Below are 16,342 nucleotides of genomic sequence, written 5' to 3'. Positions count from 1 at the left end.
TTGATTTATTCCCCGACCATCCTGAACAAGCTTCATGGCGGTTTGAACTGCGCGATCAACACATTCCCGATGTTGTCCTCACCAAAGCACAGCAAATTGATATTCTGGAATTAGACAAAGCCGACCGCCTCCAACTTGCGCCAACAGCATTAAAGAACTGGGTCGATCTGTTTGAACACTGGCAGGAGCAACACATCATGGCACAGCTGACACACACACCGGTAATGACTGTTTTGCAGTCCCTAGAGCAAATGAGCCAAACCAAAGAAGAACGGTTACGGGCATTGGCACGCGAACGGGCAGTGTGGGATTACAACACAGAGATTCAAGCAGCTGAGGAACGAGGACAAGAACAAGGTATGCAAATCCTTCTCCGAACATTGATCGAGGCGCGGTTTGGTCAGCCATTGCCAGATTGGGTGTTGTCGCGGTTACGGGCTGCGACGCCGGAGCAGTTGCAGCAGTGGGGGATATCGTTAACGCAGGCGCAGCGGTTAGAGGATATTTTCGAGGTTTGACCCGTTTCGTAGTGTGGATAAGCATAGCGCATCCACCAAATCTAGTAGCATATCCACCAAATCTGGTAATTGGGTTGCCGGTTGTTTGGCAACCCAACACCAACCTGAACTACAATCAGCCATTACCCTCAGCCCCACTCCCATCATGCTGCCGCTGCTCGATCCAAAGAACGATTACATTTTCAAACGTCTCTTTGCCCAATCACCCGAATTGCTGTCTGATTTGATTAACAGCATCCGCTACGATCAACCGCCGATTACGATTACGGATATTCTCAACCCCAATATCTCCGGTGAAGATCTCCATGCCAAAGAAATCGTGTTGGATGTCTTGGCCAAAGATGGTTTTGGGGTGCAATACAATATTGAAATTCAGGTGCGGAAACAGACGTATTGGGGAGAGCGAAGCTTGTATTACAGTTCGCGTCTTATCAGCGAACAGTTAGAAAGCGGTCAATCCTATCGTGAGATGAAGCATGTGATTTGTATTCATCTACTGGATTTTGATTTATTCCCTGAACATCCAGAACAAGCTTCATGGCGGTTTGAACTACGTGATCAACACATTCCCGATGTTGTCCTCACCAAAGCACAGCAAATTGATATTCTGGAATTAGACAAAGCCGACCGCCTCCAACTGGCCCCAACGGCATTAAAGAATTGGGTCGATCTGTTTGAACACTGGCAGGAGCAACACATCATGGCACAGCTGACACACACACCGGTAATGACTGTTTTGCAATCCCTAGAGCAAATGAGCCAGACCAAGGAAGAACGGTTACGGGCATTGGCACGCGAACGGGCGGTGTGGGATTACAACACAGAGATTCAAGTGGCAGAAGAACGTGGTGAGCAGCGGGGGTTGGAAAAAGGCATGGAAAAAGGCATGAAAATGTTCCTTGGCAGGATGATCGAAACAAAATTTGGTCAGCCATTACCGGATTGGGTGTTGTCGCGGTTACGGACAGCGACGCCGGAGCAGTTGCAGCAATGGGGCGTGTCGTTAACGCAGGCGCAGCGGTTAGAGGATATTTTCGAGGGTTGATCAGTTTAGCAACCCAACACGGACAACATAAAAAAACCGCCCCACCCAATTCGGGGCGAGGCGGCTCGTATTACATACGGCGGTGTTTTGCTGTTTGCAGTTGTCGGTAATGTTGGGTTGCCAAACAACTGGCATTCCAACGTACATTGATGTGGTAGGCACAGAAACGTGCCTACCCTACTGGGCTAGCAAACCCCATGATCTTCAAGTGATCGACCTTGGTAGAAAAAATGACAGTATGTTTTGCTATTTCTGCTGATCAAAACTTGGCGCAATGCGCTCGGATTATCAAATCTCCTCGGCGGAGTTAGCCAATTTGCAGTCACCTCGCCATTCCAATCCAGAACAGCGTCACCCAGACATTTACCATTAGCATCCTTCACCTGCAGTATGACTGGCAGCGTGAGCCCTGGAATTTTTTTGATGAGCGCAAAGTGTCTACTGCTGATTGAACCCAAGGTTACCTCCATTGTTCAAATTGAGCGGGTAGCGATTGTCAACACGTTTTGACGGATTTTGGGGTTGCTGACGGGCATAGAAACGTGCCCACTCTATCAGGCTTGAACGTTTTGTTAAGCCTCTATGTCTTTAGGTTCACAGTCCGTGACTTCTGACTCAGTAACACTTGAAAGTAAATAACGTATAGGCTTGCTGACTATAGTTTTTAGCTTCAAAGCTCTAGCTGTAAAGGAGTCCATTTTATCAATTAACTCCCCTAAACGTTTGAGAACATCTTGGTTTTCATTGGCAGCATTGCGAATCTCTTCCTGATTGGCTACCACTGCACCAATTGTACCTTGGAGCGCATCTTTCAGACCTTTTGCGCCTTTTATCTTGTACATTGATATCGCATTTCGAAGGCGTTCTACTTCCTCTAACAACGCAAGCCGCAATGTATCTGCCAAATTTGAAGAATATACAGTATTGAATAAAGCATCGATTTTCTCGATTACGTTTTGTAGCTCTTCTTTAGAAAGACTGTCTTCAGCATAAAAACGAGAAAGCTCTTCTGCACAAAATTGCAACCTAGTTAATGCTTCGTCAGATAAGTGAGCTTTTACACTACTCCAACTCGACGCCAGGTTAAGAGGAATCAAAGCCTTTTCTACACTACTAAACGAATTTAGATATAAATCGTGATTTAAACCATCTTTCATTTTAATTAGAGACTGGATCTGATGAGTCAAAGAATACAACTCCACTACTGCTTTGGTGACCTCGGCATCATTTGACTCAACGTTTAAGGCATAAGCCCAGACATCTCTTACAGTTTTGTTGTCAGCCTGTCTTTTTGCTGCCACCAATATTTTATGCAATCTACCTGCTGGATTTGTTTCGTCAATCAATTTAATTACCCCCTTCGAGGCTTAATGTGCAAACTCGGCCACAACCCGTTGATGAATATCCAAAACGTGACTTACATAACCAATGCGATCATACACGTATGATACTGATATTCTCAATCCCAATATTTCTAGTGAATACTTGTACGCCAAAGAAATCTTGTTAGATGTCTTAGCCAAAGATGGGCACGGGTTTTGTGCCCACCAAACCGCTAGCAAACGCCAACAATCAACGCAATTTCTGCTCTAAACGTGCAGCACGCGCCCCGGGCGCAGGGTGGCTAGAGAAAATCGTGCTGTTGTTGCCATACTTACTTTCCAACTTCCGCAAAGCCGTTACCGCACCACCAGTTTTATACTGATTCCGCTGTAAAAACTGCAGCGCAAAATCATCCGCCTCGTTCTCTTGCTTTTGCGAGAACTGCGCGTTCACCAATTTCTCACCTAACGCCCCCAAAGCAGATTGCGACAACGCCGCTGCCGTACTGCTGCCACTGGCGGCAATGGCTTGTCGCACCGCAGACGTGCCATAAGCCACTTGCAACGCATTTTTCGAATGCCCCAACACCACATGGCCAATTTCGTGCGCAATCACATAACGCAATTCATCATCGCTCATCGCATCCATCAAACCGCTATAAATACGAATCGACCCATTTGGCACCGCAAAAGCATTCACATCCGGTTTCAAATACACTTTGTACTCTAAGCTTTTACCATCGACTTGCCGCCAGTTTTTAGTCAACTGCGCCAAACGCTTAGCGTATTTACTGTTTTTTGCCGCGACTTTTTCTTTGCTGTCGTATTGGCTAATTGTCCGATCACCCAAGGCTTGCGCATCAGCATCAGATAACAATGCCGCTGTTGCCAAACTTTGCCCTGCTGCCACCAAGCCATTGACGTTGCCCGACTGACAGCCAGCCAACCCTAACACTGCCACAGCCATCAGCGATAATGCATAGCGTTTCATATGGATCCTTCGATAGATTGCGATTGAAAACAGCATATTCTAAAAAAAACCCCGCCACTCGGCGAGAGTGACGGGGTAGGTCGGACAAACAGAGGCAATAGGCTAGACCATCATGCGGTTGCTGAGTTCACGCATACCAGCAGACAACATCGCCAAATCCAAAGCAGGATACGCGCGCAGCTCAATCAACATTTGATGACACAGCTCGAGTTCTTCTTGACGATTGGCTAACCAATGCGAGGCAAAACGGTCATCCTGACACGCTTCGCACGCCAACGCTTTTTCAGTCAAACCACGGTGCATACGATACAAGTCATCACGCAAAGCCGACCGTGCCAACGATTGCCAACGGTTATCACGCGGCAAGCGTGTAATCGCATCGCGCAACCAATCGAGTTCCAACGCCTTACCTAATTGGAAGTAGTTTGCTGCAACCACTTCACGATCCAGCTGGCCTTCTTCTGCCAATTCGGCAATATCAAAGAACGCGGCAGCAAAATCGAGGCGAGAGATCAACGCCGCCAACTCTGCCGGAACACCCTGCTCTAAACAATGGCGTTCCATCTGTGCCACATTCTCATCATCAGCACTGGCGACTAACGAAGGCAGACTGTTCATCAAAGTTTGTACCGAGGCATGATAACGTGCCAACAAAGCAGAAATCGGTTCTTGATGACGGCGGTTATGCAGAATCCAACGTGCCGCACGTTCAACCAAGGTTCGTACCCGAATCATCAATTCAACTTGAATATCTGCTGAAATGGCGTTGTCTAACGCTTCGATTCGTTGCCATAACGCTTCTGCAGCAAAAATACCATCTGCAGCCCAGAAAGCACGGGCAATGTCGGCATCGCTAACCCCCATCTCCTCGCGCAAGCGGAAAGCGAAAGTAATCCCCATGCGGTTGACGATGCGGTTGGCCAATTGGTTAGCGATAATCTCACGCTTCAGGTGATGGTTTTGCATGGCTTCAGCAAAACGCTGTTGCAAAGGCTGTGGGAAATAAGCGGTTAAAATCGGCAAGAAATCCGCTTCATCTGGCACATCCGAAGCCAACAACGCCCGATCCAACGCAATTTTGCTATAGGCCAACAAAACCGCCACTTCAGGCGCTGTCAATCCCTGACGATTGGCGCGGCGTTCGGCAATTTGCTCATCCGATGGCAAGCCTTCCAGCGCACGTTTTAACTCACCGCTTTTTTCCATCGCTGTAATCAAACGGCTTTGTGCATTTAACATCTGCGCCGAGGAATAGCGATTGATGGCTAAAATTTGGGTTTGCAAATAATTATTACGCAACACCAACGAGCCAACTTCTTCCGTCATCTCAGCCAACAAGACATTACGCTGCTTCAGCGTCATATCTCCTGCAGCGACAACACTGCCCAGCAAAATCTTGATATTCACTTCATGGTCAGAGCAATCGACCCCTGCCGAGTTATCAATCGCATCGGTGAAGATCAAGCCGCCCTTCATCGCAAACTCCACCCGACCTGCTTGGGTAAAGCCAAGGTTACCGCCCTCACCCACCACTTTCACGCGTAACTGGCACCCATCGACACGCACGGCATCGTTGGTGCGGTCATTTGCCGCGCTATGGGGTTGATGGCTGGCTTTAACATAGGTGCCAATACCGCCGTTGTAGAGCAAATCAGCCGGTGCTTTGAGAATCTCATGAATCAACTCATTCGGCGCCATGCTATCGCGTTCTGTCCCTAGCCATGCCTTGATTTGAGGCGAGAGCGTAATCGATTTCAACTTGCGATCAAACACACCGCCGCCTTCTGAAATCAGCGTGGCATCATAATCCGCCCACGACGAACGCGGCAGCTCGAATAAACGTGCCCGTTCCGCAAAACTGACGCTGGCATTCGGTTGTGGGTCGATAAAGATATGGCGATGGTCAAACGCAGCCAACAGGCGAATATGTTGCGATAACAACATGCCATTGCCGAACACATCGCCCGACATATCGCCCACACCAATCACGGTAAAATCTTGCTCTTGGGTGTTGATTCCCAAATGGCGGAAGTTCCGTTTCACCGACTCCCATGCGCCGCGTGCGGTAATGCCCATTTTTTTATGGTCATACCCAACAGAGCCGCCAGAAGCAAACGCATCAGCCAACCAGAAGCCGTATTGCTCAGACACACCATTCGCAATATCCGAGAAACTCGCCGTGCCCTTATCAGCAGCCACTACCAAGTAAGGATCATCTTCATCTAAACGCACAGTATCAACTGGCGGCACAATTTGGCCATTGCAGATGTTATCGGTCAGGTCTAACAGGCCAGAGATAAACATCTTGTAGCAAGCCACCCCTTCCGCCAGCCACGTTTCACGGTCGGCAGGGCTGGCTTGTTTGACCACAAAGCCACCTTTTGACCCCATCGGTACGATCACCGAATTTTTCACCATCTGCGCTTTGACCAAACCCAACACTTCGGTACGGAAATCTTCCATCCGATCCGACCAGCGCAACCCACCGCGAGCCACTTTGCTACCGCGCAGATGCACCCCTTCCACACGTGGGCTATACACCCAAATTTCATATAACGGGCGAGGCAATGGCAGGAAATCCACCTTGCCAGATTCCAGCTTGAACGACAGATAGGCTTTCGGCTGTTGTTCTTTGCGTTGATAGAAGTTGGTACGGCGAATCGCCAAAATCACGGTCAAGAAAGCATTGAGAATTTTATCTTCATCAATGTTCGCCACTTGCGTTAAGGCTTCGCGAATCTCTTGTAACAACAACGCAGCTTGTGCCTCATCGCGTTGAGTTGGATGTAAGCGAGCATGGAATAAAGCCACCAAACGGCTCGAAATCGCAGCATAGTTCGCCACGCAATGTTCGATATATTGCTGGCTAAAGGTCAGCCCACCTTGGCGTAAGTATTTTGCCAACGCACGGATCAACGTCACCTCACGCCAATCCAAACCTGCGGCTAAGGCCAAGCGGTTAAAGCCGTCGCTTTCCGCCTGTCCAGCGGTGACTTTCAACAACAATTCTTGGAAACGAATCCGAACGGCTTCATCATCCAAGCGTTGTTCATCCGGTGCCACCAAACCAAAATCGTTGATCCACAGTTCGGCACCATCGGCACGCGTCACCCGATAAGGACGTTCATCACGCACCCGCACGCCCAAACTTTCTAATACAGGTAAGCTTTCGGACAAGCTGACCGGTTCGCCAAAGCGGAACACTTTGAGATGATGACGGCCGGCATTGCGTTGGAAAGGACGATACAGTTTGACCGACAGCGGCTGTGCTGCAGACAATGCTTCGAGCTGTTGCACATCTAATACCGCATTGCGCGCATCAAATTCTTCACGATAGGCCACAGGGAAGGCATCACGATAGCGATAGAACAGATGATTGCCGTCTTCTTCTCCGCGTGTTTCGATCAAGTGTTGATGTAGTTCCTCACTCCACCCACGCACCACCCGCGCAATTGCAGTTTCTAACAGTGCTTCGTCATAGTCCAAGACATCCGCTGCTGGGGTATGCACGATGTAATGCACCCGCGCCAGCCGCAAATCAGCAATCGCCACGCTGAATTCGGCATGTGTTCCATTGAAAGCCTCGAGCAATAAAGCTTCGATTTTTAACCGTACTTCAGTGTTGAAACTGTCGCGAGGGATGAATACCAAACAACTGACATAGCGGTGATAGTGATCTTTCCGCGCAAACAAACGGGTACGTGGGCGTTCTTGCAGATTCACCAAGCCTTCGGCAATCGGTGTCAACACGTCAGCAGGGACTTCAAACAACTCATCGCGGGGATAAGTCTCTAAAACAAAGTTCAGGGTTTTGGCTTTGTAGCTGTTATCGACATAGTCGAGTGCCGCGCAAACTTGACGGATTTTTTGGCGCAACACCGGAATATCACGCGGCGAGGCGTGGTAGGCACTGGCGGTATAGAGACCCAATACGCGGCGCTCACCAATCACCTTTCCTTGTGCATCAAAGCGCTTGATTCCAATGTAATCCAGATGGGCGGCGCGGTGGATGGTCGATAAGGTTTGCGACTTGTTCAACACCAACAAGCGCGGTACATGGGCATATTCACGCAGCGTTTGTGGTAGCTGGGCAAAACTTTCCGAGTATTCTTTATCACCTTGGTTACGCAAAATCCCCAAGCCCGATCCCGCCACAATCCGCAACGCATCGCAGCCATTGGCATCGCACACCAAGTCGTAATCACAAAAGCCCATCAGCAAAAAGTGATTGTCTGCCACCCAACGCAGGTACTCAGCACTTTCGGGGGCTTCTTCATGTTCCATCGTTTGCAACTGATCGGCCAACGCCAACACCTGCTGCCGCATCGCATCGCCATCGTGCACCACGATTTCCACATCGGTCAGCACTTGCTCCAGCTCTGCTGCCAATTCTGCTAATTGTTCGGGGTCGGTAATGCGGTCGATTTGTGCGTGAATAAACGACTCTAACGGCGAACTGTGCTGTTCAGCGCGGCGAATGGCCACCGCCTCACCAGCGGCATCGCGTTCCACTTCTAACACAGGATGGATAAGCAAGTGCAGGGTGACATTGCGCCGTGCCAGCAACATCGCCAAGGTGTCGATCAGAAACGGCATATCCTCATTGACGATCTCAATCACGGTATGGGTGCTTTGCCAACCGTGGCGTTCGATGTCGGGGTTATACACGCGCACTTTGGTATGGCCAAATTGACGCTGTTGGGCAAATTCGAGATGAGATAAAGCCGCACCAAACACATCGGCGGCAGTAAAGCGTTTCAGGTCTGCTACTTCGGCTTCTTCGAAATAAGCAGGAAACACGGGTGCCAGCCGCGCCGCCTGATCTGGAGGCAACGATGCGCTTGCTATCGCATCGATATCTGCAATCAGGGCTGACAATTCAGGTTTGATAGAGAAAGACATGAACACCTCGTGAAGTGAGAAGTGGGGTCGCCACTTTGTTATCGCTGTGGGTAATGCGCTAATACGGTGATGCAGGCCCACATTCTATTGACGCTTGGTGTCGCCGCATTTCCGTTTTGCGACGTTCCTCGCCACCAGCGCGACGGAAACGGCAGAAACACGCTACACTGCAGCGCCATCGCTCATCGGCCCAGTGGAATTTTCAATGCCTGTGCTTTCTTCTCCTTCTCGCGCGCAACGATATGGTTTTTTATTGTTGCCCCAGTTCTCTTTGTCCAGTTTTGGCTTAGCAGCAGATGTGCTGATGCGTGCCAATCAGCTTGCCGAGCAACCACTGTATGAACTGTTAACGCTTTCCCTCCATAGCAATGAAACTGTTCGTGCCAGCTGTGGGTTACCGTGGCGGCCTGATTTAGAGTTGGCCTATGCGCCACGTTTAGATGCGTTGTTTGTGATTGGGGATGAGGCGGGGCCCGATACCGAAACCGACGATTTGGCGCGTGGGCTCGGTCAGTTAGTGCCACAGCCGGCATTGATCGGTGCCTTGGGCACAGCCAGTTGGTGGTTAGCACGCGCCGGTTTATTAGAAGGCTATCGCGCCACCATTCATTGGCAAGAAATCCACCGCTTTGCCGAAAGTTTTCCGCATGTCGTGGTGTCATCAAATTTGTTTGAGATCGACCGTGACCGCGCCACCTGTGCCGGCGGTGCTGCAACGCTTGATTTCATGTTAGCGCTGATTTCACAAACACAAGGCAATGATTTTGTGGCGCAGCTGTCTGAGCTGTTTAGTATGGAGCGCATGCGGCCGGGGAATGAGCGACAGCGCATCCCGTTGGCAACGCGGATTGGCGGCAGTCAGCCTAAGTTGACTGAGGCGGTGGCGCTGATGGAGGCGAATATCGAGGAGCCGTTATCAACGGATGACATTGCCTATTATGTTGGTTTGTCGCGGCGGCAGTTGGAGCGATTGTTTAAGCAATATTTAAATACGGTGCCTTCGCGCTATTATTTAGAACTGCGCCTCAACCGCGCCCGCCAGCTGTTGCAACAAACCAGCAAGTCGATTGTGCAGATTGGTTTGTCGTGTGGTTTTTCGAGCGGCCCGCATTTCTCTAGCACATATCGCAATCATTTTGGCATCACACCAAGAGAAGAACGCTCGGTGCGTTGAGAGAAATTAATTTTGAGCAATTCGGCTAAATCCCGATGTGGACGGGATTTAGCCGGATTCAATCAACTGAAATTAGCTACCAGCTAAAACCGCTCGCTGCAGCGCTTCTTGAGCCCACGCATTGATGCTTTTGCCTTGGGCCTCTGCCAACATCGCAACTTTTGCATGAATGCTGGGATCGATACGCAACATAACTTTTCCAGAATAGGGACGTTGTGGGGAGCGGTTCAACTTTTCACAGGTAACCAAATAATCATCGACGGCCTCTTCAAACGCAGCGCGTAACTCGGCAACCGACTCTCCATGAAACCCTACAACGTCACGAATCCCTGCAATATGGCCAATAAAACAGCCATCCTCATCACTGTATTCGATACGAGCTGAGTAGTCTTTGTAAGTCATAAGGTTCATGGATGCACTCCTGCCTGAGACAGAAACGCCTTAGCGTCTCTGACTTGATAAGGTTTGGATTCTTTTTGAGGGTGTGGCCGATGAAAGGTTGCAACAACGCCATTCAATTCAACCCGTACACGCGACCCATTCCCTTCAATAACTTTGGCACCGACAGCAACAAATAGTGCCTCGATACGTCGCCATTCAAGCGAAGAAGGAGTTGGAGAACCAAATATCGCGGCTAAGGTTTTTTGATGGGCTGCATTCATAATTTAATGATATCAAATTATGATATCTTTACGAGATTATTTTTAGTCGGCCAACCAGCCTCATTTCCCTGTACGAATTGGAATACCAATCCATTTCAACCGCGATAACTGGCCTGTTTCATCAACTTAGCGGTGATGTGCATGATGCCTTTGATCGGTGCAGGAAGGGCGGCAGCACCGTAGGAATGCGCCATTTCAGCGTGTTTCACCTCATCCTCACGCATCTGCGTCAAAATTGCGCGGCTTTTCTCATCTTGCGCTGGTAACGACGCCAAATGCTCATTCAAATGCGCCTCCACCTGATATTCCGTTTCCTCCAGAAAACCCAGATTCCACTTATCGCCTAATATCCCTGCGCCCACCCCAATCGCCAACGAACCCACATACCACAGCGGATTGAACACACTGGTACGCCCACCCAACTCACGAATCCGCTTTTCCGTCCATGCCAAGTGTTCGGTTTCTTCCTGTGCTGCATGTTCCAATGCCCGACGCGCTTCCGGATTACGCGCCGTTAACGCCTGACCTTGATACAACGCCTGTGCACACACCTCACCACAATGATTGATCCGCATCAGCCCAATCACGTGCGAGCGTTCTGACTCACTCAATGGTGCATCAACCAAATGAGCATCAGGATGGGAACGAATACTGTGGGCGGGGGCTAACAAAGTGCGCAAGCCTTTATCAAACTCGGTAATCACACGATCTACATTCATCGCTTTTTCTCTTTCCACATGACATTTTTTGTCCATTGATAGCGGACGGTGTGCTTTGCCGCCGCACCTTACACCAAAAAAGCCTGTTTGCCTTTGTGGTACGGCAACATTTTTACAGCAGACGTCTTTATAATCGCAGCCACTTCGCCAACGAAGTCTGTTTATCCCTCACCTAAGAGAGAAAGAGGAGTCACTATGCAATTAAATCAAGTGCCTGCTGGCCGCGACATCCCCAATGACTTTAACGTCATTATCGAAATCCCTGCCAATGCTGCCCCTATCAAATACGAGTTGGACAAAGAAACGGGCGCAATGTTCGTGGATCGTTTCATGGGTACAGCAATGTTCTACCCAGCGAACTACGGCTATGTGCCACAAACCTTATCCGAAGATGGCGATCCCGTTGACGTGTTAGTCGTGACTCCATTCCCGCTGCAGTTGGGTGTGGTGGTACGTTGCCGTGCCTTGGGCGTGCTGAAAATGGAAGATGAATCCGGTATCGACGCTAAATTAGTGGCTGTGCCAGTCGAAAAACTGTGCCCAATGTATAAAGACGTGCAAAAACTGGAAGACCTGCCCCAGTTGTTGCGTGACCAAATCTCCCATTTCTTTGAACATTACAAAGATTTGGAAAAAGGAAAATGGGTTAAGGTACAGGGCTGGGACGATGCAGAAGCCGCCAAAAAAGAATTGGTGGATGGCGTCGCTCGCTACCAACCGTAATCCCACTTGCTTAGCAAGGCAAAGAAAGTCGGCGTCCCGCCGGCTTTTTTTGTCGGCATCCGTTAAGTGAAAATATTAAATTAAACCAAAAAACGCTCTTTTTTTGCAGATAGGGTAAAACATGCGACTTTCTTTAGATGCGCTGCTGGTGCTCGATAGCATCGCACGCAATGGCAGCTTTGCAGCAGCGGCTGAAGAATTACATCGTGTGCCGTCTGCCATCACCTACACCATTCAAAAACTAGAACAAGATTTAGCCATCTCTCTGTTCGACCGCAGCGGCCACCGTGCCAAACTGACTGCAATTGGACATGCCTTGTTAGAAGAAGGGCGACAACTGCTGGCGTGTGCCAGTCAACTCGAACAAAAAATGCACAGTCTGGCATCAGGATGGGAGCCAGAACTGCGGATTGCCGTCAGTGATTTATTAGATTTTTCTGCCATACTGGCATCTGTCGCAGAATTTGACCAATACAATCAAGGAACAAGACTTCGTATTCAACGCGAGGTATTTGGTGGAACGTGGGATGCGTTGGTGAATCAACGGGCAGATTTGGTAATCGGTGCCAATGACCATCCTCCGGTTGGCGTGTTATCACAACCTTTGGCACAAGTTAATTTTATCTTTGCTGTGCATCCCGATCATCCGCTGTGCCAACACCCACAGCCCCTTTCTGCCAGTGTTATCCGCCGCTATCGTGCTATCGCTGCGGCAGACAGCTCGCGTCAATTACCACCTCGCTCCAGTAGCTTATTAACCGGACAGGAGGTACTCACTGTGCCCACGATCGACGATAAATTGGCTGCCCAATGTGCCGGTTTGGGCGTGGGGTTTTTACCCGAACGCTTAGCACGACCGGCGATTGCCGCGGGTCAGCTACGCGAGTTGGCAGTGCAAGAGGGCAAACCCTCGACCTTATTATTTTGTGGTTGGCGCGAACGCCAGCCCAGTCATGCACTGGCATGGTTTTTACAACATCTTGCACAAGCTTCAATCAGTGCCCGCCTATGTGGGGGAATCTGATTGATTGCCGCACGCTGCACAGTGTTAGGCAACAGCCCGCGCAGTCATTGGATTGCACAACGGCTTAAGCTGTCACCGCCAACATTGTCCCAGCCCCTCGCTAAGCTTACCCAGCGAGTGGTGTTTGCTGACCAGTTAGGCATCCAGCAACTGTTACATTACCCCAAAGCGGTGTTGCAACGTCATCAATTCGTGGTGGTTGATATCTCAGGCAGTTGGTTTTCGCATCTGGCAAAACGGCGGCAAGCCTTTGGCTATCATCACTATGTGTTATGTGATGGATTGTGGACCGATTTTGGGGTGCAACATGGCTTTGCGTTGTGTGTCGGCGGCAGTGCACGCGCACAACAACGGGCAGCGCGTTTTTTCCATCAACTCGCCCCATGCCGTGGCTTATGGCTACCGCTGGCCACCGCTGAAGATGCCAGTTTTGCCGCTGTATTACTCAATAGCGCCTATTATCTGTTGCTACAGGTCAGTCAGGCACCGCTACATAACCGCGATATCACGTTGCCGTTGGAAATGGTCTGTCAGGCACTGCATACCCAGTTAACACTGAGCGAGCATTTACGGTCGGCGTGCCAACACTATCTGCACGCTCGTCGCACCCCCTTAACCCGTACTGGTTTTCCTCACTTTGTCAAAGAGCTACACCAAGCGTTGGCTGTGATGCCCAACCAAACACAACTGCGGCAACTGTGGCAACAACATCCCCTTCCTGCGCCCTATCAAGACTATTTGCAACGGCTCTTTAAACAGCCACAACCGCCTTAGTCGATTAAGCAGCTGATTGCCGCCGAGCCGCCATCGGCTGGCCTAACTCCTGCAACCGCATGTCTGATAGAAAGTCTTTCGCCGCAGTGAACACTTCATTTTCTTCATCCAAAGCATGTAACCGATAGCGGCGACAAAAACGCTGTACCCGCGTGCGGCTCAGCGCCTGTGCATGCCCTTGCTGCACTTGCTGTAATTGTTCACGCAACACCAACCAGCTCATATTGAGTTCGAGATGCTCGGCTAACAATCGCTCAATCAGGGGACTGTATTGCGGTGCCACTGTTAACAAGGCGGGGAACAGATTTTGCTCTTCATCAGCATGATGCAAAGGTGCGGCCACATCGAAATAACGCAAAATGCCGTGGATGGTCTGTATCGTCGCGTCGGTAATCCCGAACTGATCCAAGTGTGCCGGCAACTGCGCCAGCTGATGGGTAAAATGCCGCACTTTGTCATGGCAGGCCTCAAGCATTTCAATCGGATGATCGAAACTGGGCGCGAGGGCTTGTCCTATTGGGGTAATTTGAATCATGATAATTAAATTTATCGTCAAAGAAAGCGGCTAAGATGGTGACCATTGATCGTTTTATTGCATCACCCAACTGTGATGAACGTCCTGATTCAAGTGATATTCCACTGCTTGTCATTCACTATATCAGCTTACCGCCGGAACATTTCTGTGGTGAGGGTATTATCCAACTATTTACCAATCAATTAGACCCTAATGCTCACCCTTACTATGCGGCCATTGCCCATTTACGCGTCTCGGCACATTTTTTGATTCGGCGAGATGGAGAGCTGATTCAATTTGTTGCCACCGAACAACGCGCTTGGCACGCAGGGGCATCGCAATGGCGAGGGCGCGAACGTTGTAATGATTTTTCCATTGGCATTGAATTAGAAGGTTCGGGTGATGTGCCATTCACTGATGCACAATACCAACGCCTTGCGACACTGGCACAGCAACTCAAACAAAAACACCCTAGCCTGTGTGCAATGACCGGCCATCAACATATCGCCCCTACTCGCAAACAAGACCCCGGTCCCTATTTTGATTGGTCACGCGCAGAAAGCGTGATGGGTTTGCCTTTTTGCAACAACACCGTAGAAGATCACACGCCTAGTCTATAAAAAACCAGCACAAGGCATGACAAACACCTGATTTTTTTGTAATTTCTCTTTGCATGTTTTAGCAAAAGGGGAAAAGACATGGGGATTTGTGATTGGCCAGAGGATGAACGGCCCAGAGAAAAATTGCTGACTCGCGGCGCCGCCAGTTTAAGTGATGCCGAGTTATTGGCCTTGTTTTTACGGACCGGCATAAAGGGCTTGAGTGCAGTCGGTTTGGCAAAACGGGCTTTGGCACAGTTTGGTTCACTGTCTGCGCTCATTCATGCGCCACTACAGGCGTTTGCCGACATTCCCGGTTTAGGGCCGGCGAAATATGCCCAACTGGCGGCAACGGTGGAATTGACCCGTCGAGCGTTGGCCGAGGATTTACACACAGGAGATGTGCTCAGTAACCCCGACAGCGTAAGAAACTATTTACGCTTATTGCTGGCGCGGCGTGAGATTGAAGTATTTTTGGTGTTATTTCTCTCCAATCAAAACCGCGTGTTAGCAGTGGAAGAAGTGGCTCACGGCACCATTAATCAAACCGCTGTTTATCCACGAGAAATTGCCCGCCATGCGCTAAAACATCACGCCACCGCCGTTATCGTGGCGCATAATCATCCCTCCGGTGCCCGCGAGCCAAGCGAAGCCGATCGCGCCTTAACCAAGCGGCTGGTCTCCGCGCTACAACTGCTCGATATCCGTTTACTCGACCACTTTATTGTTGCCGGCACCGCCACGGTTTCGTTTGCTGAGGAAGGATGGCTTTGACCCGGTGCGCGACAAGCCCCGCCGTTCAGGGCTGGGAAGGATAGCGCGGACGACATGAACTACTCCCGCTGACCGGCTAGCGCCGGTACAGCGTGAGTTTCGTGGCTCAGCACGGCGAAACGTCCACCGCTCCCCACCTCGGCCAGTTCCTGACCGGAGGCGCTACCTGTCAGCGCCCAATTCAACATCACTCGCGCCGCATTTTCGTCGCGGCCGCATTCAGCCCCGCAACTACAACGATGAATGCGCTCCGCGAGCGTTTTTTTACGCTGGACACCGCACCGGTGACACGTCTGGCTTGGTTTAACCTGACGGGTCGGTACCTCACACCACTGCAAGCCAGCTTCTTCCGCTTTGCTCTTTAGCAGAGTTAAAAAGGTGGACGGTGCGGTATCCAGAATGCTGCGGTTCAATCCCTTCTTGTATTCGCCACCGCTGGCGGTCATACCCTTGACGTTCAATTGCTCAGTGGCAATCAGGCCGCATTGGCTTACCAGCTTTGCGCTGGTCTGATGCAAGAAATCTTTGCGCCGATTGGCAATTCGGCGGTGTTCCGCCGCCAGCGCTTTCACTGCCTTGCGCCGGTTGTTCGAGCGCTTGT

Annotated in this window: 16 protein-coding genes; 8 read left to right on the top strand and 8 right to left on the bottom strand. The window is 50.3% G+C overall.

The genetic code is table 11. The annotated features are described in order from the left end of the window. Both ACYVJG_RS12735 and ACYVJG_RS12730 read left to right on the top strand, forming a co-directional pair. Positions 1-518: PD-(D/E)XK nuclease family transposase (locus ACYVJG_RS12735; RefSeq protein ID WP_460431385.1), on the top strand; the 518-nt coding region annotated here is incomplete at its 5' end. An 85-nt stretch (positions 519-603) separates the two neighbouring features. Continuing rightward, positions 604-1,563, top strand: coding sequence for an Rpn family recombination-promoting nuclease/putative transposase (locus ACYVJG_RS12730; RefSeq protein ID WP_460431384.1), 960 nt, complete (start codon positions 604-606; stop codon positions 1,561-1,563). Positions 1,564-2,135: 572 nt separating this feature from the next. Here the strand turns inward: ACYVJG_RS12730 and ACYVJG_RS12725 are convergent. From ACYVJG_RS12725 to ACYVJG_RS12715, 3 genes are all read right to left on the bottom strand, one after another. Next, the gene (locus ACYVJG_RS12725; RefSeq protein ID WP_460431383.1) at positions 2,136-2,909 is read right to left on the bottom strand and encodes a hypothetical protein; all 774 of its coding nucleotides are present in this window, start codon (positions 2,907-2,909) and stop codon (positions 2,136-2,138) included. Positions 2,910-3,135: 226 nt separating this feature from the next. Continuing rightward, positions 3,136-3,876: a M48 family metalloprotease gene (locus ACYVJG_RS12720; RefSeq protein ID WP_460431382.1), complete on the bottom strand. Its 741-nt coding sequence runs from the start codon at positions 3,874-3,876 to the stop codon at positions 3,136-3,138. Positions 3,877-3,978: 102 nt separating this feature from the next. Then, positions 3,979-8,778, bottom strand: a complete 4,800-nt coding sequence (locus tag ACYVJG_RS12715; RefSeq protein ID WP_460431381.1) for an NAD-glutamate dehydrogenase — start codon at positions 8,776-8,778, stop codon at positions 3,979-3,981. Positions 8,779-8,875: 97 nt separating this feature from the next. Here ACYVJG_RS12715 and ACYVJG_RS12710 point away from each other — a divergent pair, with 97 nt between their 5' ends. Beyond that, a complete protein-coding gene (locus ACYVJG_RS12710; RefSeq protein WP_460431380.1) occupies positions 8,876-9,952 on the top strand; it encodes a GlxA family transcriptional regulator in 1,077 nt (358 codons plus the stop codon). Positions 9,953-10,024: 72 nt separating this feature from the next. On the opposite strand, the gene ACYVJG_RS12705 is transcribed toward ACYVJG_RS12710, so the two are convergent. The 3 genes from ACYVJG_RS12705 to coq7 all read right to left on the bottom strand — a co-directional run bounded on the left by ACYVJG_RS12705 (position 10,025) and on the right by coq7 (position 11,333). Next, positions 10,025-10,363: a type II toxin-antitoxin system HicB family antitoxin gene (locus ACYVJG_RS12705; protein ID WP_460431379.1), complete on the bottom strand. Its 339-nt coding sequence runs from the start codon at positions 10,361-10,363 to the stop codon at positions 10,025-10,027. Continuing rightward, positions 10,360-10,614, bottom strand: coding sequence for a type II toxin-antitoxin system HicA family toxin (locus ACYVJG_RS12700; RefSeq protein WP_460431378.1), 255 nt, complete (start codon positions 10,612-10,614; stop codon positions 10,360-10,362). Before ACYVJG_RS12700 ends, ACYVJG_RS12705 begins: the two co-directional genes overlap by 4 nt. A 95-nt stretch (positions 10,615-10,709) precedes the next feature. Then, positions 10,710-11,333: a 2-polyprenyl-3-methyl-6-methoxy-1,4-benzoquinone monooxygenase gene (coq7, locus tag ACYVJG_RS12695; protein ID WP_460431377.1), complete on the bottom strand. Its 624-nt coding sequence runs from the start codon at positions 11,331-11,333 to the stop codon at positions 10,710-10,712. 195 nt (positions 11,334-11,528) lie between these two features. Here coq7 and ppa point away from each other — a divergent pair, with 195 nt between their 5' ends. From ppa to ACYVJG_RS12680, 3 genes are all read left to right on the top strand, one after another. After that, positions 11,529-12,056, top strand: coding sequence for an inorganic diphosphatase (gene ppa / locus ACYVJG_RS12690; RefSeq protein ID WP_460431376.1), 528 nt, complete (start codon positions 11,529-11,531; stop codon positions 12,054-12,056). Between the two features lie 121 nt (positions 12,057-12,177). Continuing rightward, positions 12,178-13,080, top strand: a complete 903-nt coding sequence (locus tag ACYVJG_RS12685; protein WP_460431375.1) for a LysR family transcriptional regulator — start codon at positions 12,178-12,180, stop codon at positions 13,078-13,080. Further along, positions 13,081-13,854 (top strand): hypothetical protein, encoded by a 774-nt coding sequence (locus tag ACYVJG_RS12680; protein WP_460431374.1) that lies wholly within the window; start codon positions 13,081-13,083, stop codon positions 13,852-13,854. A gap of 4 nt (positions 13,855-13,858) precedes the next feature. Here ACYVJG_RS12680 and ACYVJG_RS12675 read toward each other — a convergent pair whose 3' ends face one another. Then, complete coding sequence (locus ACYVJG_RS12675) at positions 13,859-14,389, bottom strand: hemerythrin domain-containing protein (RefSeq protein ID WP_460431373.1); 531 nt, start codon at positions 14,387-14,389, stop codon at positions 13,859-13,861. Between the two features lie 35 nt (positions 14,390-14,424). Between ACYVJG_RS12675 and ampD the strand changes: the two genes are divergently transcribed. Both ampD and radC read left to right on the top strand, forming a co-directional pair. Beyond that, on the top strand, positions 14,425-14,988 hold the full coding sequence (ampD, locus tag ACYVJG_RS12670; RefSeq protein WP_460431372.1) for a 1,6-anhydro-N-acetylmuramyl-L-alanine amidase AmpD: 564 nt from the start codon (positions 14,425-14,427) through the stop codon (positions 14,986-14,988). Positions 14,989-15,066: 78 nt separating this feature from the next. Continuing rightward, complete coding sequence (gene radC, locus ACYVJG_RS12665) at positions 15,067-15,741, top strand: RadC family protein (protein WP_460431371.1); 675 nt, start codon at positions 15,067-15,069, stop codon at positions 15,739-15,741. Between the two features lie 59 nt (positions 15,742-15,800). On the opposite strand, the gene ACYVJG_RS12660 is transcribed toward radC, so the two are convergent. Further along, positions 15,801-16,342, bottom strand: a 542-nt coding sequence (locus ACYVJG_RS12660) for an RNA-guided endonuclease InsQ/TnpB family protein (protein WP_460431370.1), incomplete at its 5' end; no start/stop codon positions are given.

It is taken from the genome of Aquaspirillum soli, from assembly GCF_054781915.1.
This window is presented reverse-complemented; position numbering and strand designations above follow the sequence as displayed.

Coding starts and splice junctions, on each gene's coding strand:
- ACYVJG_RS12720 (WP_460431382.1), bottom strand. CDS start 3,876: ATGAAACGCTATGCATTATCGCTGATGGCTGTGGCAGTGTTAGGGTTG.
- ACYVJG_RS12715 (WP_460431381.1), bottom strand. CDS start 8,778: ATGTCTTTCTCTATCAAACCTGAATTGTCAGCCCTGATTGCAGATATC.
- ACYVJG_RS12705 (WP_460431379.1), bottom strand. CDS start 10,363: ATGAACCTTATGACTTACAAAGACTACTCAGCTCGTATCGAATACAGT.
- ACYVJG_RS12700 (WP_460431378.1), bottom strand. CDS start 10,614: ATGAATGCAGCCCATCAAAAAACCTTAGCCGCGATATTTGGTTCTCCA.
- coq7 (WP_460431377.1), bottom strand. CDS start 11,333: ATGAATGTAGATCGTGTGATTACCGAGTTTGATAAAGGCTTGCGCACT.
- ppa (WP_460431376.1), top strand. CDS start 11,529: ATGCAATTAAATCAAGTGCCTGCTGGCCGCGACATCCCCAATGACTTT.
- ACYVJG_RS12685 (WP_460431375.1), top strand. CDS start 12,178: ATGCGACTTTCTTTAGATGCGCTGCTGGTGCTCGATAGCATCGCACGC.
- ACYVJG_RS12675 (WP_460431373.1), bottom strand. CDS start 14,389: ATGATTCAAATTACCCCAATAGGACAAGCCCTCGCGCCCAGTTTCGAT.
- ampD (WP_460431372.1), top strand. CDS start 14,425: ATGGTGACCATTGATCGTTTTATTGCATCACCCAACTGTGATGAACGT.
- radC (WP_460431371.1), top strand. CDS start 15,067: ATGGGGATTTGTGATTGGCCAGAGGATGAACGGCCCAGAGAAAAATTG.